The sequence below is a fragment of the Xenorhabdus sp. SGI240 genome, assembly GCF_040081915.1.
Classification (GTDB): Bacteria; Pseudomonadota; Gammaproteobacteria; order Enterobacterales; family Enterobacteriaceae; genus Xenorhabdus; species Xenorhabdus bakwenae.
Map to the genome: position 1 here is coordinate 57,640 of NZ_JBEBMB010000039.1, position 25,097 is coordinate 82,736.

The window sequence follows — 25,097 nt, forward strand, 5'->3', positions numbered from 1 at the left end:
CAATTATCGGCGTTTATGCAAACTTAATTAAACCAAAAATAATGTTGCTAATCCTAAAAAAATAAAGAAACCGCCTGTATCGGTAATGGCAGTAATCATGACACTGGAGCCGATGGCGGGATCTCTTCCCAGTTTCATCATAATAAATGGGATCAAAACTCCCATCAGCGCGGCCATCAGCAGGTTTAATATCATGGCCATTGTCATGACGCCTCCCATAGCAAGATCACCATAGAGCAGATAAGTAATCACGCCCATCAGCCCACCCCAGATGATGCCGTTGATAAAGGCAACGCCAAATTCCCTTAATAGCAGGTAAGAAAACCCCCCTGTCTGGATTTGATGGAGCGCAAGTGCACGGACGATCATGGTGATAGTTTGGTTACCGGTATTGCCGCCGATACCTGCCACGATGGGCATTAAGGTCGCAAGTGCAACGAGCTGGGAAATGGTATGCTCAAAAAGCCCGATAACCCTTGATGCCACAAAAGCGGTACACAAATTGATGGCAAGCCATGTCCAGCGGGTTTTGACAGCCTGACCAACCGGCGCAAAAACATCTTCTTCGCGGCTTAAGCCTCCCATGCGGCGAATATTGGTATCAGTTTCTTCACTCAAGGTATCAACAATATCTTCAACAGTCAGGCGTCCCATCAGACGCCCGTTGTTGTCTACCACGGCGGCAGAAATCAGATCATAACGTTCAAATGCACTGGCGGCATCTTCACCTTTTTGCTCCGGTAAGAAAGTAACGGTATCCGTATTCATGACTTCGGAAACTAATTTATCCGGTACGTTGGTCAGCAAAGTTGTGAGTGGCAGCTCTCCCTGTAGACGATTTTTGCGGTCAATAACAAAGATCTTATCTGTTGTTTCAGGAATGGCGTCTCGGGAACGTAAAAAGCGCTGCACGGTGCCGAGTGTAACATTGCTTCGTACTGTCACGAACTCGAAATCCATCATTTGGCCGATACTGTCTTTGTGGTACTGCAAGACTTCTCGGATACGATTGCGTTGGCCCGGTTCTAAATAAGTCAGCAAGCGTCGGGTGGTATCACGGGGAAGATGTTCTGCAATATAGGCTTGTTCATCGACGTGCAGTTTACCGATGGCACGTAACAGCTCAACGTCAGTCATATCCTTGATTAGGTTATCCCAAACGGGAATGGAGGCTTCTACCAGAACTTCACCGCGCTGGTTATTGTCGATCAAGCGCCATAAAGCGAGACGTTCATCATAAGGTAAGGCTTCCAAAATATCGGCAATATCGGCGGTATGCAGGCTGGTTAGCAGTGCACTGACTTCCTCTATTTTTTCCAATAACTTTTTGTCACTGATTGCTGAATGTTCATCAGCCTGTCCTAATAATGTATCGACAAAGAGCTTATCGTGGTTGAATAGAGAAAGCAGCCGCTGACGAATATGTGCCAGTTTTTGGGAGTGCTGGCTGGCAACAGTTGAGTTATCAGGTGTAAAGGTTGGTTGTGACATAGTAAACCTTTAAGGCAGAAAATAGGGCTAACAACCGGCGATTGCAATAATATCGCCATAAATTTAACAGCTATTGGGTATGATATTCTGTTGTTGAACCACGTAAGGGCGTCACCAATTGCTGCTGAGTTTGCTGATGATGCTCTAATGCTGCCATAAATGAATAGATAAAGCGTCCAAAGAAAATAAAGAAGCTGATAAACAGAACCAATTTTATAATTTGAACAGTTTTCTTTTTCATAACGCAATATCGTTAAGTTGATTCCTCTGCAATGTGTAAGTGCCAGCCAGCCACATCATCCCAGTAGCTTTGCTCTTGCTCCAAATCGAGCAACACAAGCGCATTTTGTTTTAGATAGTTTTTAGGTAAGTAGAGCGTCCAATGATGATGATCAGTTTTTAGCCTTAGTGTATCCGGTGTTGTAGTCGCCTGGCGTTGGTTATTCAACAAGGTTGCCAATCGCAATATCTTAAGCATGGGAAGATACTGTTTTTTCTTAAACAGATAGAAGCGGGGATGTTCATGGACTTTAACCGCTTTGCGATGATAACGGACCAGTGTTGCCAGCAACGATTGCTGCTCTTGGGTAAACCCCGGTAGATCGGTATTTTGCAGGATGTAAGCTGAATGCCGTTGCAGACCACTCAGATTGATGCTTAAACCGACTTCATGCAGCATGGCTGCCCACAGCAGAATAGATTCCAGTTGTGGATGTACGCGTTTGGGATGTTGTTCTGACCATTGGTCATAAAGATTTTTGGCGGTATTCCAAACGCGTGCTGCTTGTTCTCGATCGATATTATAGTGCTCGGCAAGACTCTTGGCCGTTCGTTGACGAATATCCTGATGGCGGAAACGATCTTCCATTTCATACAGCACACCTTCCCGCAATGCACCATGAGACAAACGTAATTCTTGAATATGCAAAGCATCAAAAATACCGCACAAGATTGATAACCCGGGAACAAACGTTTGTTTACGGTCATTAGATAATCCCGGCAATTCCAGCGTATTGAAATTTTTGTATTTCAGGACACGTTTCACCAGCATGTTTAGGCGCTCTGGGGTAATCAGTCCATCTTTTTCACCCAGCTCGACCAACAGTTCGTGTATTGCCTTGATCGTTCCCGATGCACCTAAAGCAAAATCCCAGCCTTTTGTCCGAAATTGCCAGACGAGATTTTCCAATTTTTGTGCCGCCTGGAGTCGTGCCTTGCGAAAATTATGCTCATTAATGATACCGTCCGGAAAGAACTGGCGAGAAAAACTGACGCAACCCATACGGCGGCTTTCAATCAACAGTGGTTCAAAGTCTTCACCAATGACCAATTCCGTTGAGCCACCGCCAATATCAATCACCAATTTCCGGCCTTTTTCCGGTTGTGTATGCTCAACGCCCATGAAAATCAGGCGAGCTTCTTCATGACCAGAGATAATTTCAATGGAATAGGGGATGACTTCTTTTGCCTGTTGCAGAAATTCTTGTACGTTGGTCGCTTCACGTAAACTATGCGTTCCCACCAAACAGACATTACTTGCGGGAAAACCCTGCAACCGTTCAGCAAACAGGGCGAGGCATTTCAGGCCACGGTTTATGGCATCTGCGCTTAACTCATTTTTACTGTTTAGCCCATCGGCAAGATAAACCCGTTTCTTTAAACGCCCGATAACCTGTAATGCACCGTTGACGATACGGGCGATGACCATGTGAAAGCTATTGGAGCCCAAATCAATAGTGGCAATTTCTTGCGGTTTGGGCATTGGGGTGTCGTGTTTCAACGGCATAGATCAGGCTCTTGATTCCGGTTGTTCAAGGTTTTTCAAATAATCATAAACAGCAAGCTGCGCACGGATTTTACGCTTATTTCCCCGCGGAACATAGCGATTGCTCAATTCCTTATCAATATATCGTGCCTTGACGGTATCACTGAATTGTAGTTCAAGAATATCCATAACTTGTTGTTTTAGCCTGGGGTCGAGCAGACAAACGGCCACTTCAATGCGATAGTCAATGTTACGGGTCATCCAATCAGCCGAAGAAAGGAAAACTTTTTCATTGCCTTTGTTGATGAAAACATAAACGCGATCATGTTCCAGAAAACGATCCACAATACTGGTGACTTGAATGTTTTCACTAAAGCCAGGTTGATTGGGAACCAAAGAGCACATTCCTCGCACCAGAATGCGGATCTTGACGCCCGCTTCCGAGGCATCATACAGGCGATCCACCAATTCCTTATCTACCAGATTATTAATTTTCAGCGTGATGCCAGCCAATTCACCGGCTCGTGCATTTTCGATTTCCTGGGTAATCAGTTGATTGAGCATAGCCCGCGAATTTTGCGGCGATACCATTAAATTATCAAATGTGACGGGCCGATAAGGGTTTTCAATAAAGTTAAATACTCGGCGAACTTCATTGGTAACTTCAGGGTTGGCGGTCAGCAGAGAATAATCGGTATAGAGCCGCGCTGTTTTTTCGTTGAAATTTCCTGTACCAATATGGGCATAACGGATAATTTCTTCCCCTTCCAGACGCGAAATGATGAAGAGTTTTGCGTGAATTTTCAGGCCAAGGGCGGAGAAGATAACATGTACACCTGCTTCAGTGAGGCGTTTTGCCCAATGAATATTGGCTTCTTCGTCAAAACGTGCCTGTAACTCTACCACGACAGTCACTTTCTTGCCGTTGTATGCGGCGTGGATCATGGAGTCAATAATGCGAGAGTCTTTTGCGACGCGGTAGATATTAATCTTAATCGAGAGCACACTGGGATCGAAAGAAGCCTGACGTAGCAATTCCAACACATGTTCGAATGTGTGATAAGGATAATAAAGCAGAACATCTCTTTCACGGATAGCGTCGAATCCGTTGCGGAAATGGTCGAACCAGGTATGGCGCAGTCGTGGCGTGGGTTTATTCTGGAGATTCCGGTTGCCTTCATTGGGAAATTTGATGAAATCTTTAAAGTTATGATAACGGCCACCTGCAATCACCGAGTCATCATTGGATAATCCCAGCTTGCTCCGCAGTAGTTCCACCATTTCATCAGGCATATCACGCTGATAAACAAACCGTACAGGCTCCGCCGTCAGTCTCTGTTTCAGTGTAGAAGACATCAGTTCCAGCAGGCTGGATTCCATCTCTGTTGCCAGATCATATTCGGAATCACGGGTCATTTTCATCGAATAGACGTTTAAGGTATCGTAATCGAAAAATCCTTTGAAAATTTCATCCAGTGTGTAACGCAGGATATTATCAAGTAATATCATTGACTTGCGTTTTTTTGGCATCTCTGGAGGCAAGTTGACGAAACGCGGGACTTTATCCGATGGAATTTCCAGCAAAGCATATTGCGTTTCTTGTCCTTGGATAATTTCAACCGCCAAATAGGTGTAATCATCCTTGAGAAATTCAACCAAATTAGTTTCTGGGTTGATGACGATTGGCGTGATATGTGGCCGCAAATGCTGGCGAAAATATTGCCGCATCCAGATCTGTTGATTCGGGGATATCTGCCGTTCATTGATCAAGAAAATCTGGTTACGTGCCATTTCCAGCAGTAAATCGTTATAGAGAGCATCGAACTCTTGATCGATTTTGGCAACTTTAGTCTGAATCTTTTTCAACAATTGGCGGGCAGCGGTGGCTGAACCCCGCTCTTCACTGATAAGAATACGCCGCTTTACATCAGCAAAGCGTACTTTATAAAACTCATCTAAGTTGTTGGAGTAGATCCCTAAAAACCTCATTCTTTCAATCAGCGGGTTACTTTTGTCAGCCGCTTCCTGAAGTACACGTTCGTTGAAAGAGAGCCAACTGAGTTCTTTCTCGTTATAAAGACGATCGTGGGACATTACTACTCCTTTCAACTCCATGGGGTTTTCCACTTAGTTTAATGGTTGGCGTTTAATGAGTCGATGTTGCTGATTTGGGTTTCACGGGTTTTCCTGGCGAAATAGTGGTGCTGGAAAGTACACATCCTGATAGCGGTATGATAAGAGCCGTTTACAAAAAACTCATCGATTAATTCACCTTCAGTATGGAATCCCAATTTATTGTAGATATGAATTGCTTTCGTATTCTCTTTATCAACAACCAGATACAGTTTGTAAAGATTTAAGACAGCAAAAGCGTATTCCATCGCAAGTTTGACGGCTACCGCGGCGTAACCTTGTCCTTGATAAGCCGGAGCGATGATAATCTGAAATTCCGCACGACGGTGGACATAATCAATCTCGACCAGCTCCACCAAACCGACTTTGGAATTCAGGCTTTCGATAATAAAACGGCGCTCACGTTGGTCATGTATATGCTTGTCATAGAGGTCGCATAATTCAACAAAGGCTTCATAAGGCTCTTCAAACCAGTAGCGCATAATACTGGCGTTATTATCGAGTTGATGAACAAAAGGAAGATCTTCTCGTTCAAGAGGACGTAAATTTACCGATGGATTTTCCGAACCACTGGACATTGGATACCTCAGTGTTTTGTAGTGAAATCGATAGGGTATAAATATATTTGATATTGAATAAATAATTATTGCCAGATAAATCAATCCAAAATAGCAACTTACAGCAAAGTCTTACTGGAATATAGCACTTAAAAAATATTATAACAAAATCCGCTAACACAGAGCCGTAAGTTGAAGTCAGCAGGTTAATTATTCTGATGCGTAACCCTGTGGAGGCAGGATCTTGCCATCCATAATGGCGTTATTGCCTTCCATAACCAAACGTTGCTCTAAAAACCAGCCGATGACCAAAGGATAAATATGGTGTTCCTGAGTTTGTACACGGCCGATGATTTCGGCTTCTTTATCTCCCGCAAAAATCGGTACTTTAGCTTGTAAAATAATAGGGCCACCATCCAATTTTTCAGTAACAAAATGGACGGACGTACCATGTTCTTTATCCCCATTTTCAATGGCCTTCCGATGGGTATGCAGGCCGGGATATTTAGGCAAGAGGGAAGGATGAATATTGAGCAGACGCCCATAGTAGTGCTGGACAAATTCGGGCGATAAGATTTTCATATAACCGGCTAAGACCACTAAATCGGGAGCGTATTGATCAATAGCGCTGAGTAGGGCGATATCATAACTTGTACGATCCGCATAAGTTTTCGGGTTGATAAAGTGGGCAGGGATATCTGCTTGTTCAGCACGTTGCAGGCCATAGGCATCAGCATTATTACTGAAAACCGCAGCAATATATCCATTAATTCGGTTTTGCCGGCAGGCGTCAATGATGGATTGAAGATTGCTGCCATTGCCGGAGACTAAAACGACAATTTTTTTCATAACGGGTTTTCACTGAAGAAATTCATTGATTAATATGCGCTTCATTTTTTCAAGCTACAGCTTTATTGGCTGTAACTTGAAATCAATCAGACAAGCTATTTATTTTGTAATAGCTTATTTTGTAATAACGACAGGTTGCTCACCGGCATTAATTTCAGCAATTGTTCCAATTTGCCATGCATTTTCGCCTGACGCAGTCAGATACGAAATCGCTTGTTCTGCCTGAGACTGAGGAAGTGCGATTATCATACCGACTCCGCAGTTAAATGTGCGGTACATTTCATGCTCGCTGACATTACCGGCTTGCTGTAACCAGGTAAAAATCGCCGGCCATTGCCAACTGTCAGCTTTAATTCTGGCCTGCCTATTTTCTGGCAGAACACGTGGAATATTTTCCCAGAAGCCGCCGCCGGTCAGATGTGCAATCGCATGAACATCCACTTTTTCAATCAGCGCCAGAATGGATTTGACGTAAATTTGGGTTGGGGCAAGTAAGTGATCGGCGAGTGGTTTCCCTTCAAGTTCGGTAGCCTCTGGATCTGCCTGACTTACCTCGAGAATTTTACGGATTAAAGAATAACCATTGGAGTGCGGCCCGCTGGATGCAAGTGCAATCAGGGCATCACCGGTTTGAACCTGACTGCCGTCAATAATTGCCGATTTTTCAACAACACCAACGCAAAAACCCGCGACATCATAATCTTCACCGTGATACATGCCGGGCATTTCTGCCGTTTCACCACCGACCAATGCACAGCCAGCTTGTTTGCAGCCTTCTGCTATGCCCGTGATGACACTGGCGGCTGTATCGACATTCAGTTTGCCGGTAGCATAATAATCAAGGAAGAAAAGAGGTTCGGCACCTTGTACAACCAGATCATTGACACACATAGCGACCAAATCAATTCCGATTGTGTCATGGCGTTTCAAGTCCATGGCCAGACGCAGTTTAGTCCCCACGCCATCTGTACCGGAAACTAACACCGGTTCTCGATATTTCTGTGGCAGGGCACATAATGCACCGAAACCACCTAATCCTCCCATCACTTCGGGGCGACGGGTCTGTTTTACGACACCTTTGATACGATTGACTAAGACATTACCGGCATCAATATCGACACCAGCATCTTTATAGCTAAGAGAGGTTTTGTTGGTCACTGCGTAGCTCCCAGGCGATTGCATTTTTATAAATAAAACAGAACGGCGACAATTCTAACAGCCTAAGCAAACGTTTGCGATAGCTTTATATCGGTTTCCTGTTAGATTGGGACCGAAGAAAATAACGCGTTAGTGATAAAAATTAATAGATTGGTAGTGGTTTGATACTGAAAAGGAGTTATAATCCCGCGATTTTTTTATCTGCCGGCTATTAGGAGAAACCCATGAAAATCGTTGAGGTTAAACACCCGCTAGTTAAACATAAACTTGGCCTGATGCGAGATCATGATATCAGCACCAAACGCTTTCGTGAATTGGCTTCAGAGGTGGGGAGTCTTCTGACATATGAAGCAACTGCTGATTTGGCAGTCGAGAAAGTGACCATTGACGGATGGTGTGGTCCGGTAGAGATAGATCAGATTAAAGGAAAAAAAATTACGGTAGTCCCTATCCTGCGTGCGGGCTTGGGTATGATGGATGGTGTACTGGAAAATATCCCTAGTGCACGAATCAGTGTTGTTGGTGTATATCGTGATGAAGAAACCCTTGAACCCGTGCCTTATTTTCAGAAATTAGTCTCCGATATTAATGAACGCATGGCATTAGTGGTTGATCCGATGTTGGCAACCGGTGGCTCCATGATCGCTACCATTGATTTGTTGAAAAAAGCGGGATGCTCTGCCATTAAGGTATTAGTTTTGGTTGCTGCGCCGGAAGGGATTGCAGCACTGGAGAAGGCTCACCCTGATGTTGAACTGTATACCGCTTCAATTGATAACTATCTCAATGAAGATGGCTACATCGTCCCGGGTTTAGGGGATGCGGGGGATAAAATATTTGGCACCAAATAACATTGATAGCCGGCTAATAAGTCGGCTTTTTTGGGTTTCTGGCAAGGTGATATAAGATATAAGAGGATATCAATAATGACCCGTCGGACTATTGGCGTAGAAGAAAGACCGCCTTTGGCACAGACTATTCCTTTAAGTTTGCAGCATCTGTTTGCCATGTTTGGTGCAACCGTTTTGGTTCCCATTTTGTTTAAAGTAAATCCCGCGACAATTTTGTTATTCAATGGCATTGGAACATTGCTGTATTTGTTAATTTGTAAAGGAAGAATTCCGGCTTACCTAGGTTCCAGTTTTGCTTTTATTTCTCCTGTATTGTTATTACTGCCTCTGGGATATGAATTGGCATTGGGGGGATTTATTGTCTGTGGTTTGCTGTTTTGTCTGGTGGCCCTGATTGTCAAAGTTGTAGGAAGGGGATGGATCAATGCAATGTTTCCACCGGCCGCGATGGGAGCGATTGTTGCCGTGATCGGCCTGGAATTGGCAGGTGTTGCTGCTGATATGGCGGGATTGCGTCCAGCGGCAGGCACTGAAATGAATCTGACCAACCTGACCATATCTATGGTGACGTTGGGGGTGACCATCTTGGGATCGGTGATATTCCGTGGTTTTATGGCGATTATTCCGATTCTGACGGGTGTTTTAGTCGGGTATGCGCTGTCATTTTTTATGGGCGTTGTAGATTTAACGCCAGTCCGTGAAGCGCCGTGGTTTGCATTACCGACGTTCTATACGCCGCGTTTTGAATGGTTTGCCATGATGACAATTTTACCTGCGGCGCTGGTGGTTATTGCTGAGCACGTCGGGCATTTAGTGGTAACAGCCAATATTGTGCAGAAAGATTTATTTAAAAATCCCGGTCTGCATCGTTCAATGTTTGCCAATGGTTTTTCAACGATAATTTCGGGTTTCTTTGGTTCAACACCTAACACGACTTATGGTGAAAATATTGGTGTTATGGCGCTGACCCGTGTGTACAGTACATGGGTGATTGGTGGTGCTGCGATAATGGCAATATTGCTTTCTTGTGTCGGTAAATTGTCGGCCGCGATCCAGATGATCCCAGTTCCTGTAATGGGCGGTGTTTCCCTGTTATTGTATGGTGTCATTGGTGCATCAGGTATTCGAGTTTTGATTGATGCGAAGGTGGATTACAGTAAGGCACAAAACCTGATCCTGACTTCCATTATTTTGATTATTGGTGTCAGCGGAGCGAAAATTCAGATCGGTGCGGTAGAATTAAAAGGTATGGCGCTTGCAACGGTTGTGGGGATTGGTTTAAGCCTGTTTTTTAAACTGCTCAACTTTATCTGCCCAGAAGAGCCGTATATTAACTCTTCTGTGGAATCAATCAGAAATGATAAGAAGAGTGAAGTAGTAGAATAAAATACGTCAATGAAAGGAATTGGAAAGGTTTTTTAGATTGGAATGTATAAGCAATAAGATCGGCGGCAATTTCCAGTAGAAAACCGGGCTGACGGTGATGTCTTGAATGCTCTATCTGGGGCAAACATTTATTAGAGTCGTTTATATTTTTTTATAAATATAAACGACTCATAAGCTGACTTAAAATAAGTTATAAATATAGCAAGAGGTATTAAAATTATTATCGCTATAAAAAAACTTAAAATTTGCTTCACCTGCCATTAAAGAAAAGAACGCTAAGATCATGAATGCCAAAGGGGGAATATAACACACATCCTGAAATTGGATCGGTATATATTCTTAGAGACCATTTTTATTACCCCAAAATTTTCAATTTTTCAGGGGCATTTAAAATCAAATCTAACTTCCCTTTAATTTAGGATGGATAAGTTAAATTTTCTGGCATTACAGCGTATTTTTACTTTTAATTTTTACGATTGGTAATATTGATTATTGCTGGTCGTAATTTGCTCATTTTATGGAGGCGTGTGCTTTGATGATAATCTCCTGCTTTCACCAAAGCATTCGTTTCATTTATAGAGACTTTTTGTGGTAGACTTAGCACTGTTCGTTATCCATTCTGTTTGAGGTGCTTCTGAATACACCGTCGCAGCTTTCACTACCATTATATTTGCCCGATGATGAAACTTTTGCCAGTTTCTTTGCAGGTGAGAATACTTCCTTATTAGCTGCAATAAAATTGGCCATTAGTCAGTCACACGGTAGTTATATCTATTTCTGGTCCCGCGATGGCGGGGGTAAGAGCCATTTGCTTCACGCAGCCTGTGCAGAATTGTCCCAACAGGGAGAAGCTGTAGGGTATGTACCATTGGATAAACGCGCCTATTTTGTCCCTGAAGTCCTTGATGGTATGGAACATTTATCATTAGTGTGCATCGATAATATTGAGTGTATTGCTGGTGATCAGGCATGGGAGATGGCGATTTTCAATCTTTACAACCGCATTGTAGAAATTGGCCGGACTTGTCTTTTGATCACCGGTGATCGTCCTCCTCGGCAAATTAACCTGACACTACCGGATTTGGCATCTCGTCTCGATTGGGGGCAAATTTATAAATTACAACCTCTGTCAGATGATGAGAAAATCCAGGCATTGCAATTACGAGCCAAATTACGGGGTTTTGAATTGCCGGAAGATGTAGGGCGTTTTGTGTTGAAACGACTCGATAGGGAAATGCAAACGTTGTTCAGGACGTTAGATGAACTTGACCGTGCTTCCATTGTGGCGCAACGTAAACTAACGATCCCGTTTGTAAAAGATATCCTTGAGCTTTGAGTCAGTAAAGCAGTAAAGGAATGAGATCAAGATAAAAAAGTGATAGAAATAGGTTCTCTATCACTTTTTTACTGAAAAATATTTACCATAGAATTTCTTTAACTTGTTCAGGGGGACGCCCCAAACGAGCGTTATCACCGACAACAACAATCGGGCGTTCAATCAGTTTAGGGTTTTCAGCCATCGCCTGAAGCAATACGTCTTGGGATAAGGTAGTATCGCCAAGGTTTAATGCCTGGTAGAGATCTTCCTTAGTACGCATCAATTGGCGGGCATCTTTGAACCCCAATTGTTTTAATAGTACGGCAAGTTGTCCTGCTGTCGGAGGGGTATCAAGATAGTGAATGATTTCCGGCGTAATACCCCGCTCTTCAATCAGCTTAAGAGTTTCACGGCTCTTTGAGCAACGGGGATTGTGGTAAAAAGTGACTTTTCGTGCGTCAACATGTTGCATATAAAACCCTTCATTTTTTATATCGTTCATAACTTTGTTGTTGTTGGCGTAATTGATCAATACGGGCATCATATCGTTCTTGTTCATAACTGCCCAGTTTTGCCAATGCACTGGCTTTGCTTAATTGTTCTATCGCGGCGCTAAAATTACCTTGCAATGCCATAACTTCCGCGTAGGCGGCGAGTTCATCATTGTTTTTCCCTTGCTCTCCGGCTGTCTTTCTTAACAGTATCCAGCCATTAAGGTCGTCAGGGTAATTAAAGGTATAACGAAACAGAAGTTGTGATGCCAGAAAATACTTTTTATCCATCAAATAGGCATTGGCGAGGTTAATTTGCAATACCCGATGATTTTTCTGTTTCTTAAGTGCATCCTGTAAGCGATTGATAGCATTAGCATACTGTTTTTGCCCGATGTCAATATCCGTCATTGTATCAATAAACCAAATGTTATCTGGCTGTTTATCTAGCAATGGAGAGAGTATGACTCTGGCTTCAGCATACTTTTTATCTTCAGAAAGCAAAATAGCTTGTCCATAGGCCGCCGCAAGCTGTTCTTTGTCCGTTCCCTGACGATATTTCTTTAGCCATTGATCAATATAGGGACGTTGATCAGTTGAATACAGGGTTAAAATACGGATACGGGCGAGCAGAAAATCCTGAGATTCTGGCACCGCTTTCGCTGGATATTGATTTGCCCGATTACGGGCATCGGCCAAACGGCTGGCAGGGAGTGGGTGAGTATAGAGCATTTCAGGTAGCCTGGAGCTATAGCGAGACTGATCTACCAGTATTTGCATAAAATCAGGCATACCGTGTGGATCAAATCCTGTTCGACTGAGCGTTTGCATTCCGATACGATCAGCTTCTTGCTCATTCGATTGGGTAAAACTGATCATGCCTTGTTGGACGCCTGCCAGTGTGCCGCTGAGTGCAGCCATGCCTGCTTGTGGGTTGGCTATCATCAGTAGGATAGAACCCAATGTGCCGGCCCATGCCAGAGGGCTGGTACGTTTTTGTTCTTCCATTGATCGTGCTAAGTGTCGTTGGGTAATGTGGGAAATCTCATGGGCCATGATAGATGCCAGTTCACTTTCATTGTTGCTATAGCGAAACAGGCCTGAATAAAGAACAACATTACCACCGAAAAGTGCAAGGGCATTAATATTAGGGTTATCTAACAGATAGAAATGAAAAGGGGTTTTGACTGCATCGGCATGATTGGCTAGCCTTTGGCCTAATTGATTAATGTATTGAGTCAGCAACGGATCATAAATCAGCGGGGCCTGGCCCCTTATCGAGCGTATATAAAAATCCCCTATAGCCATTTCCTGATTAATGCTGAGGGTGGCTCCTGCTGTGGTGCCGATATCAGGTAGTGAATCTTCAGCCGGTGCAGAGAATACAGGAGAATTCCCCGATAACAACAGGCTGATAAAAAGAGTTATCAAAGATTTTCTGGATGTTTTTCTCATAAAGTGATTCTCATAAAGTGATTCTCATAAAATAGTGTGCTCCGTTTTAGCTATCAATTTCATGAATACTTTTATGATAAAAGAGTACCTTAAAACCATTAATTATAATAAATTTTAGTGAAAAATAATGAAATAAGCCCCTCTCTTCCTCTACGCAAAGTGCTGGCGGTAGCTTGGATGTGGGATGACAAAGAGGGTTATGTGAATGGGTCAAGCGTACTCTTAGACGTGGATATAAGCGACATCCTGCCTCAACGTTCACTGGTTAATGGTGCAATAGTAACTGTTTTATCCGCTGAGATCCGGCACAAACGTTGAGTTATGTACTATTGTTAATGTTGTCGTTCCTGTTAAAGTTATTACTACTATCGTGGTATAGTCGATCAAGAGGAAATTATGAAACGTCTTTTATTGCCCATTTTCCTTACCCCATTCTTCTCATATGCGGCACATGCTAATGTAGATAAGACCGCAGAAACTTATTGTAACTTGTTCGGGAAAGCCTCTGTCGAAGCATTTAAAACCCATGACTCACCCGACACGATAGCGCAAAAGGCGTTCAATGAATTAACTAGCAAGGGATTTGATCTTAAAGAGATTCAGAGCAACAAGGATGAATTTATGACATCCATCAAACAAACGGTCACAGAAGTCAGAAAAAATAAACAAGCCTTTCCAAGCACGCGTCATTTTGACGAATCACTGGATAAATCTGTTGAAGCATGTAAAGTACAAACAAAACATGCTTTATCCGGCAGTACAAAATAGACTCCTGTAGAGCGATTTACTTATGTTGTCGCTCTATTTTTTATTAGCCTTATTGTCAATAGAGCCGGGCCGGATAGAAACATGACTGTGAAAAAATACAGCATCAACGGATGACTCTTTATCGGGGATGAATTTATTTAAATTAAATCATCCGAAAGGAATTTAATTTCAGCTTATTAATGGCAATGCTATACCGAATATTAAAAACAATAAAAGGACTAAACCACATAAGCACACCATAATCAGATGATTTATAAATCAGTATAGCCTATCACTGCGTTGTCCCTTTTCATTATTTAATAGTCAAAAACAACGGGAATCATTAAGCTCCCGTCATCTATTCAGTTAAGCAATTAATTACATATGTGAGATAATTTCATCGCATAATTCGCTACATTTCAGCATGTTAGCGCCTTACATTAGACGCTAAAAATCGTAAGTTACGGTCTTGGCAGCAATAGAACCTTCAACACCTTTAACGATTAAGTCGGCAGCCTCGAACCATCCCATGTGGCGCAACAACAGGATACGATGCATATCGTAACTAACTGTATATATTGAGTATTTAAGGTCTGCAACATCGGTTTTATATATATAAAATCACTTAAATAACTTATTGTTTTATATAATATTAATAAAAGTTTTGCAGAAACAAAAATCTAACCAAATCCACATTAAATCGCTAAAAATCCCAAAAAACACATTGCTAAAATTTCCTGATTTAAAATCGGGGAATCACCACACAGGAGGACTTGAATCCAAGCCCTCTAATAAAGGCACTGGACAAAAAGGATATATTCCTTCTTTTTCAGAATGTTACTTGTGCGCAAGGGGCTGGACAAAACGACTTAATCCCTTGTTTAAAATCGCTATTTTGAGGGTACCTCTCCATGAATTATCACCTTAATGGGCTTTTAAATCCCATTAACGGAAAGTTTCGCTGAGTGACAGGCCAAACTGAGGATGAATGCAATAATCAATGAGTTAAAAGGGAATAATTATCCTCTTTACGTCACTTTCTGATTTCACTTTGTCATACCAAGCTTTATCAACCATAGGGAAATAGATTTTATTAATTCCCTATCAGCCATTCCGTGCCATCCTAAATCAAGTCGCACTCTCCAGTATTAATGAACCGATTTTATTGATGTTCACAGGCGGAGAAGTCTCCCACCGCCTTCATAACGTTATAAAAACATAATTGGAGGTAATACTATGTATGATTGGTCTGGAGTTGTTCCTGCTAATGCTGAGCAAGGTCAACCTACAGGGCTTTTGCTTAAAGCAGGAGATGTAATATCTGTTGTTGCCAGAGGCTGGATAAAATACGGCTACGGTAATATTAACTGGGCAGCACCTGAAGGTACCATGCCAGTTTACCAACCTGCAAAACCCAGCCTATCTTTAATTGCTAAAATCGCCAACAAAACCTACAAAATAGGAAATGGCGTACTACGCAGAAGAGTCCCCATAGATGGTGAATTGATACTTCTATTTGACGATAGTTCGGATGCATATGGTGATAATTCAGGTGAATTTTCAGTTGATATCATAGTGGAATCTTCCGAGATTTTAAGTTCCCTTGAAGAAATCAATAGATAGATAGCGAAATTACTCAACCCGCAATTTCTGCGGGTTTATTTTACGCTTCAACTTTCCCCTGCCCCGCATTCCACACCGAATCCTCTGGCATCTGGACGCGGACATCTAAGCGACAACCTTCGGGAATGTCGCAGGGTTTTCGGCATCAGGAGGGTCATTAGACGCATGACGCAAATATCGGGTACTGCTCAATCGGGTAGATTGCGCTACCGTCCCCGATATCCAATGGCCGGAACAGCCGAAATGAATATAGGGGCTGCGTGCCCCTGATTGTTACTCTGGCGCTTTAGGCCAATCGATGTCAGGTGCTGTCGAACAGTCGACGCGGTTCAATAAAACACAGTATCGCTTCCACTCTGTCAGCGCCGCCCGTTCGCTATCTGTTTCCATCTGGAGATCGACCGCGTATTGGAGCGGGACGATAGCGATATCTGCCTGTTGTCGCAATGAGGATTTTTGAGATTCAGCCTGCTGCTGCAATTCCTCTGGCGTCGGAGGAGGTGGCGGTGGGATATCAATCCATGCAGGGTAGCCGTGTTCATCGCAGCCCAGCCGTTTTCCACTGGGCCATTGCCCCTCAAATCGTTGTTTGACCGCCTCGTCAACCTCTACACCAGTATCCGGGAACGTGTCGGGATAGTGGTGACGTTCATCCACAGGCCAGAACCCCGGACACGGAGGGTCGCATTTTTCGTTGTTAGCGCAATAAATATAGGTTTTGCTCATCATTAATATCCTAACGCAATGTAAATACCATTCAGTGTCTCAGTGCCGCCTTTCCTAAACGTGGCGTGTGTATTCGTTTTTTCCGCGAGGTAGACGGGTTCAACTGTGGTTGTGTTTGTGCTATACGGTACAACGGCAACCGGTACCGCAAATACACAATACCGCGGGAATGGGCGGGTAAATTGTACCTGCACACCCTCACCAGATTTAAATTCCCCAAACGCACCCCATTGAACAATCAGGTTACCCGCCCCATCCTGCGATGGGAATTGCTGGCAGCCGTTATAGCCTAAACTCGCCAGAAAATACGCCATGCTGGGGACATTTCCCGTCGCGTAACCCCTCACGTACATCGCATCCACCGATGGTATCAATGTGCGTAACACCGCTGCCACGCAAATAATGACTGAATCTGGGTGCTGAATCACTGCCAGTGTTGTAACCGAGTTGTGTCTGTGCATCGCCAATGTCATTACCATCCGATTGTGTCGAAATGACGATTGACCCCGTATTTTTTCTGAACCCTGAAAATTTAACCGGTGATAGCAACTCACCGCCATCGTTTTTGTTGAGGGCATTTTTCGCCAGATCCACCGTATCCGATAAACCGAGGTTTTCTAGAATTACGCACTGGGTTGATTTGGGCAGTAGAAACGGGTAATTGACTATTGAACGGGTTGAAATTAAACAAATTTTCAGTTCAATAAATGTGCAAAATGTGAGTTTGGAGGAACATCGGCGTTAATGGGTAAAAAACAATCTAAATATACCGCGTGTTTTGATAAAAACATCGTAATTTTAATCAGGCGTTTTATTCTGCACTGTGCATTATGGGGCGGTAATTTTCACTTAGAATAGTGCAGAATATACCGCTAAATAGTGCAAAATTGGCCGCCGCGCTACAGAAATCCGGCAGGAATAACCGTGTTTGCCAGTCCGTTAATCGTGACCTCAGTAACAGATTTTGTCGCCCGGTGACGCTGGAGAAAATAGATATAGCCTAATGCATCCTGCATCATGCCGTCAGCGTACCGGGGATCGAAACTGTTCAGGAGGTTGATAAAAAAGTTTCGCTCATCGGTGATGATGGCTGTCAGAGTAGTAACTAATTGGCCCTGTGGTGTGTCCATTGATTTATTGAGGTTGTCAAACAGGACTGCATTAACCGCCAGAGACCCTCTATGATATCCTCTGTCGGCGGTGCCAGTATCCGAAACCAATCTTCTTTGGATTTACCGTACTCTTCAATCGCATTGAAGCCTTCACAACCACAGATCACGGCACAAATCGAGATGGTCAGAATATCGATGAGGGCATACTGTTTCGTTCGGCTAACACGCGGATCAGTGAGGTGCCCAAAGGCCTTGCTGAGGGTAGTTGCTTGCATGGCAGTTTCTACGGTTATCATTGACAGGATGCTGATTATAAATCACAAACAGCTATCAATCCTATTTCTATGTACCGCATGCACTCAGTTAATCCCGTTGGTCAATTTAGACCCGTTTGCCCTGGATATATGACCAGTGCATATTTACATTTGATTAATTTTTTACCCACCCTTTTTTGATAAAAAATGCGCAGCAAAATTGGTAGAGTCGGGTAAGTTTGCTTTGTAAATGCGCTCCGTATTGGCCCCAAAATATTTGGGCAAAAGCACACCCCAACAGGCTGACTAAAAATGCCCCAATCATATCGATTGGCCAGTGAACGCCCACATAGACACGAGACCAGGCAATGGCACAGGCGATGACCATCAGAGATAAACCTGACCAAACGCGGTGCCAAAATATAAATGCCAGAGCAAAAGTAAAGACTGCTATGCCGTGGTTACTGGGAAAAGATTCTGTCGGAGCATGGTAGAGAAAATGATAGCCAACACCTTCGACAAATGGCCGGGCATGTGGAACGGTTACCCCGATGATATAGGAGGTTGCCATGCCAAAGGCAAAAGCAATGCAATATTTACTGACAACGATGCGTTGAGATGTGATGGCGCTTTCTTTTCCCCAAAGCCAGCAAATGACCAATGTGATAGGGTAAATAAATACGCAATATTTCGCTATAAAGATAGCAAGCGAGATCATTGCTGGTGGTGAATCTGGGGTTGCATTGATAAAAGTAAACAAAATGTGGTTAAGTTGTTCTAGCAAAGTCAGCCTCACAAGCGAGATATTTACATACACAGAGTGATTTTATTTTATTAACTCATTGTTAACAATAATAATTTCACATAAAAAAGCGAATTATATTGATTTGTAATTTTATTTAATGTTTGTTGATGTTGCATGAGTAAATAATATAGGGATTGTAATAATAATGGAAGATAACCGCTATCTTGCAAGTCACTCGTGACTAACAAAAAACCCGATAGTCTTTAACCAAAGTGGATGACTATCGGGCTCCTCAATATGGGGACATCAAAGAAAAGCAGTGGCAATAATTAAGACTGCATTATGATGTGAAAGTTCTCATCCTTGAGAAAAAAATCGCAAAATCTTTTCAAAAAGGTGGAGTTTTTTCGAAGGGCAATATGGTTAAGGCACCCGCTATCCAGTAGAGGGACGGTTTCTGGCTGGATAGCGGTTTTTTTTGACGGCTGGTTTTATAACTAATTATTGGGTTCGATTATTGGTACAGTTCCAGATTGTCTTTAGCATAAGCTTCAAAATCTGTACAGCCACCGATGTGTTTCTCGTCAATGAAGATCTGGGGAACCGTCTCAACAGGTTTGCCCACCGTTTTTGATAAGTCGTTTTTGGTGATGTTTTCAGCCCAGATATCGACATAGCGATAATCAAAGTCGTCGCGCACTTTTTTTAGTTTTTCAGCGAGTTCTTTGGCGCGAACGCAGTAAGGACAACCAGGGCGGCCAAAAATGACAGTGTACATACAAACTCCTTAGTGGTAATGATCATGAACATTCATAGAATGTCATCTAGAGTTACTATGCCTGTATGTATTAATAAAAAAAAGCAGGAATTGCCTTTTGTTGTAATTAGTCCTGCCAATAAGTGGGATTCAGGTATGATAGACTTACCCGGTGACAGAGATTTATTAAGTAACAGAAATTCTATTTTTAGGCTGCAACAGGTTAAAGAATGAAAGTGAACCCATCAAAAGAGATGCGCTCATTGGCTGATATGCCTAAGTTAGTTATTTTATTGGAAATATTGGGCGTGGGGCTGTTGGTTCTGGCTTACTTGTCAATAACTGATAGTATATTTTTATCACCTTTACTAATGACGACAGAAGCACACATTGCTATGATTTTATTGGGTATCGGTTGCTTGATACCAGCAGCTATCCATATTATCTGGCGTGCAGTCTATAATCTTTCCTTTTTAGGAATTGATTATAAGAAAGCAGATAAAAACCATCAGATTGTCACTGATGATGAAAAAACAAAATAGATTAATTATTGTACATACGGCTGCTTGCTGGGACGTTCCCTTAGGTAGCATGTGTAACTTCTCGGTCATATGAGGTTAATTCGATGGATTCTATGGTTATTCCCGATTTGTCAATTTTGTGCACGTGGCTTGAACAGCTCAAGATCTCTTATTTTGAGAATGATTCAGGCACAGTCTTGCATTTGCCTCATATGCAGAATATTGACGGCTTGTTTGATGCCAAGATCGATCTGTTGGGTGATGTAGTATTGCTTTCTGCTTTGGCCGAAGTCAGGCCAACTGCGATAATTCCATTGGTTGCTAATTTGAGTCAGATTAATGCTTGCTCTCTTACTGTGAAGGCATTTATCGATGTTCAGGATGAAAACTTGCCTAAGTTGATTGTGTGTCAGGCTTTCCCTATTGCTGCTGGAATGACTTTCAGACAATTCTCCAATTTTATGCAGCAGGGTGAAGAACAAATTGCGAATGTGATTTTTGAAATTCACAGCAATAACCTTCTCTATGTCAATAATGATATGGAAAGTGAGATGGAAGTTGAGGAAATTGAAGAAGCTGAAGAATCCTTAATTTCAACGAAAACATCAACATTTACTTTGCACTAATATTTTTTTGATATGGTTTTTTACGATGCAATGTGCGCAGTATACCGCGGGGCATTGTCACTCTTGCCAGTGGCTCGATAAGTCCTATTTACAGCAATTATCTGATAAACAACAACATTTAAAGCAACTTTTACAGGAAGGGTCAGGAATACATTGGTTGCCACCCGTAAGTAGCAAAACAAGTGAGTTCCGTAATAAAGCCAAGATGGTAGTCAGTGGCAGTGTTGAGCGTCCATTGCTTGGTATGCTGCATCGTGATGGCAGAACGGTGGATCTTTGTGACTGTCCGTTGTATCCAAAATACTTTCAGACGGTATTTGCAGTCATAAAAACATTTATCGCCAAAGCGGGTTTGGTTCCGTACAACGTTGAACGCCGGAAAGGGGAATTAAAATATATTCTTCTGACGGAAAGTCGTGCTAATGGCGAAATAATGCTGCGCTTTGTCTTGCGTTCGGAAACAAAGCTGGCTCAATTAGAGCAGGCTTTGCCTTGGCTGAAGGAACAATTGCCACAAGCAACTGTGATTTCCGCTAATATTCAGCCAACCCATATGGCAATTCTGGAAGGTGAGAAGGAAATCATTTTTACCGAACGTAAGATGTTACAGGAAACTTTTAATGGTATTCCGCTGTACATCCGCCCGCGTAGTTTTTTCCAGACAAATCCAGATATTGCTTCAGAGCTGTATGCAACAGCGGGGTGTTGGGTTAGGGAATTAAACATCAACAGTATGTGGGATCTGTTTTGCGGTGCTGGCGGTTTTGGCCTGCATTGTGCAGATAAAAAGACCCGATTGACAGGGATTGAGATCAGTGCTGAAGCCATTAATTGTGCGAAAAGTTCTGCCAAAAGCCTGGGATTGGAGCAGGTGGATTTTCAGGCATTGGATTCCACTCAGTTTGCCCTTGATAAATCACAAATACCTGAGTTAGTACTGGTAAACCCTCCTAGAAGAGGTATTGGTAAAGAGCTATGCGAATACCTTAGCCGGATGGCACCTAAATTTGTTCTCTATTCGAGCTGTAATGCTCAGACGATGGCAAAAGATATCACTTTGCTTAAACAATATCGAATAGAAAAAGTACAGTTATTCGATATGTTTCCTCATACCGAACATTATGAAGCATTGGCACTGTTAGTTCTTAATGTAAACTAACAACCTTATATACTCGATAAACTTCAAGTTGCAATCCGCAAGACGACGCGAGGCTTTATATTTCCCCGCTGCGCGGGGAAATATAACACGCATCTTGAAGTTGGATTGGTATATCTTGATTACTCAGTGATAATAATAAGTTATCACGGCAGGAAAGGGAAAATCAGATAATTAAGGATGAATGCTGATTAATTGCGATGTTCGAATGATAAGGCTCGCTGTTCAATTATACGCATCAGCAGTGTCAGAAGACCATTTATGCAGAGGTAAATAATACCTGCGGCAATAAATATTGTTGCATCATAACTACGCCCAAATTGAAGCTGGCTATATCCCATGATGTCTAATAAGGTGATGGTACTGGCTAGTGAAGTGCTCTTGAAAATCAGCACGACTTCATTGGAATAGGAAGAAAGTGCTCGCTTAAAAGCATAAGGCAACAAGATGCGCATAGAATGCACTTTGGACATACCGAGGGCCTGGCAAGATTGCCATTGTCCGGCAGGAATTGCTTTGACAGCTCCGTAAAATAGCTGGGTTGAGTAAGCTGCACTATTCAATGTAAGTGTAACCATTGCACATAGCCACGGCTCTGACATAAGTTGCCAGAACCACGGATATTCTTTGAGCGATGGAAATTGCCCTGGCCCATAGTAAATTAAGAAGAACTGAACGAGGAGCGGGGTTCCGGTAAATAGTGTGATATAGCTTCTTACCAACTGAGAAAGTACAGGCAGTTTCATTGTCAGGATCATGGTCAAGACAATGGATAGTATGAATGCAGCCAGCAATGCAGAGAAAGTCAAACTGAGGCTGGTTTGCAAGCCGGGTAAAATTTCCTTGATATATTCAAACATCATGAAGCACTCCGTTCAAAATGGGTGGCGCGTATTTCAAGCTGTTTGAGAATAAATTGGCTGATCAGGGTGATTATCAGATAGATCACAGCAACAATCATATACCATGTGAACGGCTCCTGAGTTCGGGTAGCGATGCTTTTTGTTTGTAACATCAGATCATTAACGCTGATTAATGAAACCAGGGCCGTATCTTTTAATAAAACCAGCCATTGATTACCAAGCCCTGGCAGGGCATGACGCCACATTTGAGGCATAATCAGGCGAAAAAAGATGTGGCTTTGGCTTAATCCCAGAGCCTGGCCCGCTTCCCATTGCCCTATTGGAACTGCTTTTAATGCTCCGCGCAGTGTTTGTGAAGCATAAGCAGAATAGAGCAGAGACAGGGCAATAACACCGCACAGAAAAGGGCTGACATCAAAGTTGTCAATTTCCATCTGTATTCTAAAGTGCCAAACAATGAGATTGATATCAAAACCGTCCGACAGCGTAATGAGAAGTTGAGAACTGCCAAAATAGATGAAGAGAACAACTAAAATTTCAGGCAATCCCCTGATCACGGTAACCCAGCAGGAGCCTAAAAAAGCAATAGATTTCCAGCGAATGGATTCCCATGCAGCAAAAAACATTGCCAGAACTAAACCGACGATAAGCGAGGAAATGGCAAGGCCGACGGTGACACCGGCGGCCTGGATTAAAGAGAGAAGTTCATTCATTAGGATTGAGTTTATTGTTTAAACCATTTTTTGTAGAGGGTATCGTAAGTACCGTCTTGTTTAACTTCCGTTAATGCTTTGTTCAGTTTGTCCAGCAACTCAGTATTACCTTTGCGAACTGCAATGCCTAAACCGATACCAAAGTAGTTTTTGTCTGTCACCTTATCGCCAACTGTGCTTAATTCTTGATTCTTTTTTAGCCATTCATTGACGACAGCAGTATCACCAAATAACGCATCAATACGGCCATTTTTTAAATCAAGAATGGCATTTTGGTAGCTGTCATAAGGTACGGTTTTCAGCTCCTTATGCTGTTCCATCAAATACTTCTGGTGTGTAGTCCCGTTCTGGATACCGACTTGTTTACCTTTGAGATCGGCAACTTGAGCAAACTTCCCTTTGATAGCAACGAAAATGGCAGAGTTATCATAGTAGGTTTGGGTGAAATCAACTTGTTTTTTCCGATCCGGTGTGATGTCGATACCCGCCATCAAAATATCAACACGGCGGAATTTTAAGCTGGGAATGAGACTATCGAAAGCCTGATTGGTGAATGTACATTCTGCGTTGAGCTTTGTACATATGGCATTCGCCAAATCGACGTCGAATCCTTGAATCTGATTATTTGCATCAATAAATTCAAATGGAGGGTAGGTCGCTTCCGTCGCAAAACGGAGTGTTGCTTTTTCTGTTGCGGTTGCGGTTGCTGACAAGGTCACTACACTCAATAAGGCTGCAAACAATAATTTCTTCATAGCAATATCCTGTTGTTTATGAACTTAATGGTTGATAACTGCTTTGATGTTTGTTTTATAATCGATTATCGATATATCTACTTCATCTTTCAATCTGCTACCTTACAGGGAAGCCGTAGCTTGAAATCTATCGAGTTTATAGATCCAGTATGGTATTTCAGTGTGATAAATAGTGAGCAAAGGCTTCTGTTTGAGGATGCATAAAATGAGTGACATCTCCTTTTTCGAGAATGTGTCCTTGTTCCATATATACAACTTGGCTTGCTGTTTTGCGAGCAAATTCCACTTCATGAGTCACTATAACCTGAGTGATCCCGGTTTCTGCCAGCTCTTTAATAATGTCAATAACTTGAGACGTGATTTCAGGATCGAGTGCAGCAGTGGGTTCATCAAACAATAGAACCTGAGGTTCCATCATTAAGGCACGTGCAATGGCAACCCGTTGTTGTTGCCCACCGGAAAGGTGCAGTGGAAAACGGTTGGCGAATTCGCCCAAACGAAGCCGGGAAAGGAGTTTGGCCGCTTTTTCCCGTACATGTTGTTTAGATTGCTTCAATACTCGGCAAGGTGCTTCAATCAAATTATCCATCACGGTCAAGTGTGGCCACAAATTGTATTGTTGGAAAACCATGCCAACTTTTTGGCGCAATGCGAGAATTTCTTTGTGGTTTGGTTGTTGTTTGAAATCAAATTGGTGCGTTGCCACATTGAGTAATCCGGAACGAGGCAGCTCCAGTAAATTTAAGACACGCAGCAAAGAACTCTTTCCAGCTCCACTTGGGCCTAGTAACACGACAGTTTCTCCCGATGTACATACAAAATCGATATCGAACAGAGCCTGCTGTGAGCCATAGAAACAATTGATGTTTTTTAATTGAATGCTCATGCGAAAAATATGAATAGTTAATTGATTGATGCGATATTAATACCGCGAGCATAACTATGCAATAACATCGGCATAAAATTGTTATTTTAATCGAATTAGTAAGTTAACTAATCAAATTGCCTGCATTTTTTAGATCTTTTTTTGCTTTTTTTATTGGCT

Annotated in this window: 28 protein-coding genes and 2 pseudogenes; 10 read left to right on the forward strand and 20 right to left on the reverse strand. The window is 42.6% G+C overall.

Features of this window, described 5'->3' with window-relative positions; genetic code table 11:
• Positions 1 to 27: 27 nt before the first annotated feature.
• The 7 genes from mgtE to purM all read right to left on the reverse strand — a co-directional run bounded on the left by mgtE (position 28) and on the right by purM (position 7,953).
• Positions 28 to 1,491, reverse strand: coding sequence for a magnesium transporter (gene mgtE / locus ABLA76_RS09860; RefSeq protein ID WP_348987792.1), 1,464 nt, complete (start codon positions 1,489 to 1,491; stop codon positions 28 to 30).
• A 70-nt stretch (positions 1,492 to 1,561) separates the two neighbouring features.
• Positions 1,562 to 1,732 carry a YfgG family protein gene (locus tag ABLA76_RS09865; protein WP_348987793.1) on the reverse strand — a complete coding sequence of 57 codons (171 nt, stop codon included), beginning with the start codon at positions 1,730 to 1,732 and terminating at the stop codon, positions 1,562 to 1,564.
• Positions 1,733 to 1,744: 12 nt separating this feature from the next.
• Positions 1,745 to 3,277, reverse strand: a complete 1,533-nt coding sequence (gene ppx, locus ABLA76_RS09870) for an exopolyphosphatase (protein WP_348987794.1) — start codon at positions 3,275 to 3,277, stop codon at positions 1,745 to 1,747.
• 3 nt (positions 3,278 to 3,280) lie between these two features.
• Positions 3,281 to 5,350, reverse strand: a complete 2,070-nt coding sequence (gene ppk1 / locus ABLA76_RS09875; RefSeq protein ID WP_047767449.1) for a polyphosphate kinase 1 — start codon at positions 5,348 to 5,350, stop codon at positions 3,281 to 3,283.
• 38 nt (positions 5,351 to 5,388) lie between these two features.
• Positions 5,389 to 5,967, reverse strand: coding sequence for a spermidine N1-acetyltransferase (speG, locus tag ABLA76_RS09880; protein WP_348987795.1), 579 nt, complete (start codon positions 5,965 to 5,967; stop codon positions 5,389 to 5,391).
• A 189-nt stretch (positions 5,968 to 6,156) separates the two neighbouring features.
• Complete coding sequence (gene purN / locus ABLA76_RS09885; RefSeq protein WP_348987796.1) at positions 6,157 to 6,795, reverse strand: phosphoribosylglycinamide formyltransferase; 639 nt, start codon at positions 6,793 to 6,795, stop codon at positions 6,157 to 6,159.
• 114 nt (positions 6,796 to 6,909) lie between these two features.
• Positions 6,910 to 7,953 (reverse strand): phosphoribosylformylglycinamidine cyclo-ligase, encoded by a 1,044-nt coding sequence (purM, locus tag ABLA76_RS09890; RefSeq protein ID WP_348987797.1) that lies wholly within the window; start codon positions 7,951 to 7,953, stop codon positions 6,910 to 6,912.
• 224 nt (positions 7,954 to 8,177) lie between these two features.
• Here purM and upp point away from each other — a divergent pair, with 224 nt between their 5' ends.
• The 3 genes from upp to hda all read left to right on the forward strand — a co-directional run bounded on the left by upp (position 8,178) and on the right by hda (position 11,526).
• Positions 8,178 to 8,804 (forward strand): uracil phosphoribosyltransferase, encoded by a 627-nt coding sequence (gene upp / locus ABLA76_RS09895; protein ID WP_047767457.1) that lies wholly within the window; start codon positions 8,178 to 8,180, stop codon positions 8,802 to 8,804.
• Positions 8,805 to 8,879: 75 nt separating this feature from the next.
• Positions 8,880 to 10,190, forward strand: a complete 1,311-nt coding sequence (gene uraA / locus ABLA76_RS09900; RefSeq protein ID WP_348987798.1) for a uracil permease — start codon at positions 8,880 to 8,882, stop codon at positions 10,188 to 10,190.
• Positions 10,191 to 10,818: 628 nt separating this feature from the next.
• Positions 10,819 to 11,526, forward strand: coding sequence for a DnaA inactivator Hda (gene hda, locus ABLA76_RS09905; RefSeq protein WP_047767461.1), 708 nt, complete (start codon positions 10,819 to 10,821; stop codon positions 11,524 to 11,526).
• 82 nt (positions 11,527 to 11,608) lie between these two features.
• Here hda and arsC read toward each other — a convergent pair whose 3' ends face one another.
• Both arsC and ABLA76_RS09915 read right to left on the reverse strand, forming a co-directional pair.
• Positions 11,609 to 11,980, reverse strand: coding sequence for an arsenate reductase (glutaredoxin) (gene arsC, locus ABLA76_RS09910; RefSeq protein WP_285810304.1), 372 nt, complete (start codon positions 11,978 to 11,980; stop codon positions 11,609 to 11,611).
• Between the two features lie 10 nt (positions 11,981 to 11,990).
• Positions 11,991 to 13,454, reverse strand: a complete 1,464-nt coding sequence (locus ABLA76_RS09915) for a M48 family metallopeptidase (protein ID WP_348987799.1) — start codon at positions 13,452 to 13,454, stop codon at positions 11,991 to 11,993.
• A 396-nt stretch (positions 13,455 to 13,850) separates the two neighbouring features.
• Here ABLA76_RS09915 and ABLA76_RS09920 point away from each other — a divergent pair, with 396 nt between their 5' ends.
• Positions 13,851 to 14,222 (forward strand): hypothetical protein, encoded by a 372-nt coding sequence (locus ABLA76_RS09920; RefSeq protein WP_348987800.1) that lies wholly within the window; start codon positions 13,851 to 13,853, stop codon positions 14,220 to 14,222.
• A gap of 414 nt (positions 14,223 to 14,636) precedes the next feature.
• Here ABLA76_RS09920 and ABLA76_RS09925 read toward each other — a convergent pair.
• Positions 14,637 to 14,747, reverse strand: a pseudogene (locus ABLA76_RS09925) (hypothetical protein); the annotation flags it as partial.
• Between the two features lie 690 nt (positions 14,748 to 15,437).
• On the opposite strand from ABLA76_RS09925, the gene ABLA76_RS09930 reads away from it, so the two are divergent.
• Both ABLA76_RS09930 and ABLA76_RS09935 read left to right on the forward strand, forming a co-directional pair.
• Positions 15,438 to 15,824, forward strand: coding sequence for a LecA/PA-IL family lectin (locus ABLA76_RS09930; protein WP_047767473.1), 387 nt, complete (start codon positions 15,438 to 15,440; stop codon positions 15,822 to 15,824).
• Positions 15,825 to 16,004: 180 nt separating this feature from the next.
• A pseudogene (locus ABLA76_RS09935) lies at positions 16,005 to 16,071 on the forward strand (tail fiber assembly protein); the annotation flags it as partial.
• Between the two features lie 26 nt (positions 16,072 to 16,097).
• Here the strand turns inward: ABLA76_RS09935 and ABLA76_RS09940 are convergent.
• From ABLA76_RS09940 to ABLA76_RS09965, 6 genes are all read right to left on the reverse strand, one after another.
• Positions 16,098 to 16,550, reverse strand: coding sequence for a tail fiber assembly protein (locus tag ABLA76_RS09940; protein WP_348987801.1), 453 nt, complete (start codon positions 16,548 to 16,550; stop codon positions 16,098 to 16,100).
• A 2-nt stretch (positions 16,551 to 16,552) separates the two neighbouring features.
• Positions 16,553 to 17,128 (reverse strand): hypothetical protein, encoded by a 576-nt coding sequence (locus tag ABLA76_RS09945; RefSeq protein WP_348987802.1) that lies wholly within the window; start codon positions 17,126 to 17,128, stop codon positions 16,553 to 16,555.
• Positions 17,129 to 17,449: 321 nt separating this feature from the next.
• Positions 17,450 to 17,680 carry a hypothetical protein gene (locus tag ABLA76_RS09950; RefSeq protein WP_348987803.1) on the reverse strand — a complete coding sequence of 77 codons (231 nt, stop codon included), beginning with the start codon at positions 17,678 to 17,680 and terminating at the stop codon, positions 17,450 to 17,452.
• On the reverse strand, positions 17,656 to 17,937 hold the full coding sequence (locus ABLA76_RS09955; RefSeq protein ID WP_348987823.1) for a transposase family protein: 282 nt from the start codon (positions 17,935 to 17,937) through the stop codon (positions 17,656 to 17,658). Before ABLA76_RS09955 ends, ABLA76_RS09950 begins: the two co-directional genes overlap by 25 nt.
• 154 nt (positions 17,938 to 18,091) lie before the next feature.
• Positions 18,092 to 18,700 (reverse strand): undecaprenyl-diphosphate phosphatase, encoded by a 609-nt coding sequence (gene ybjG / locus ABLA76_RS09960; protein ID WP_047767596.1) that lies wholly within the window; start codon positions 18,698 to 18,700, stop codon positions 18,092 to 18,094.
• A 475-nt stretch (positions 18,701 to 19,175) separates the two neighbouring features.
• The gene (locus tag ABLA76_RS09965) at positions 19,176 to 19,439 is read right to left on the reverse strand and encodes a GrxA family glutaredoxin (RefSeq protein WP_047767481.1); all 264 of its coding nucleotides are present in this window, start codon (positions 19,437 to 19,439) and stop codon (positions 19,176 to 19,178) included.
• Between the two features lie 24 nt (positions 19,440 to 19,463).
• Between ABLA76_RS09965 and ABLA76_RS09970 the strand changes: the two genes are divergently transcribed.
• From ABLA76_RS09970 to rlmC, 4 genes are all read left to right on the forward strand, one after another.
• On the forward strand, positions 19,464 to 19,652 hold the full coding sequence (locus tag ABLA76_RS09970) for a hypothetical protein (RefSeq protein WP_285811201.1): 189 nt from the start codon (positions 19,464 to 19,466) through the stop codon (positions 19,650 to 19,652).
• Complete coding sequence (locus ABLA76_RS09975) at positions 19,649 to 19,960, forward strand: YbjC family protein (protein WP_348987804.1); 312 nt, start codon at positions 19,649 to 19,651, stop codon at positions 19,958 to 19,960. Before ABLA76_RS09970 ends, ABLA76_RS09975 begins: the two co-directional genes overlap by 4 nt.
• 83 nt (positions 19,961 to 20,043) lie before the next feature.
• Positions 20,044 to 20,565, forward strand: a complete 522-nt coding sequence (locus tag ABLA76_RS09980; protein WP_047767485.1) for a YbjN domain-containing protein — start codon at positions 20,044 to 20,046, stop codon at positions 20,563 to 20,565.
• A 25-nt stretch (positions 20,566 to 20,590) separates the two neighbouring features.
• Positions 20,591 to 21,724, forward strand: a complete 1,134-nt coding sequence (rlmC, locus tag ABLA76_RS09985; RefSeq protein WP_348987805.1) for a 23S rRNA (uracil(747)-C(5))-methyltransferase RlmC — start codon at positions 20,591 to 20,593, stop codon at positions 21,722 to 21,724.
• Between the two features lie 188 nt (positions 21,725 to 21,912).
• Here the strand turns inward: rlmC and artM are convergent, their stop codons facing one another.
• The 4 genes from artM to artP form a co-directional block, all read right to left on the reverse strand.
• Positions 21,913 to 22,581, reverse strand: a complete 669-nt coding sequence (gene artM, locus ABLA76_RS09990; protein WP_285811687.1) for an arginine ABC transporter permease ArtM — start codon at positions 22,579 to 22,581, stop codon at positions 21,913 to 21,915.
• Positions 22,581 to 23,297, reverse strand: coding sequence for an arginine ABC transporter permease ArtQ (gene artQ, locus ABLA76_RS09995; protein WP_348987806.1), 717 nt, complete (start codon positions 23,295 to 23,297; stop codon positions 22,581 to 22,583). The genes artM and artQ overlap by 1 nt, the downstream gene beginning before the upstream one ends.
• Before the next feature lie 11 nt (positions 23,298 to 23,308).
• Positions 23,309 to 24,052, reverse strand: coding sequence for an arginine ABC transporter substrate-binding protein (gene artJ / locus ABLA76_RS10000; RefSeq protein WP_348987807.1), 744 nt, complete (start codon positions 24,050 to 24,052; stop codon positions 23,309 to 23,311).
• A gap of 157 nt (positions 24,053 to 24,209) precedes the next feature.
• Positions 24,210 to 24,938: an arginine ABC transporter ATP-binding protein ArtP gene (gene artP, locus ABLA76_RS10005; protein ID WP_348987808.1), complete on the reverse strand. Its 729-nt coding sequence runs from the start codon at positions 24,936 to 24,938 to the stop codon at positions 24,210 to 24,212.
• Between the last annotated feature and the right edge of the window lie 159 nt (positions 24,939 to 25,097).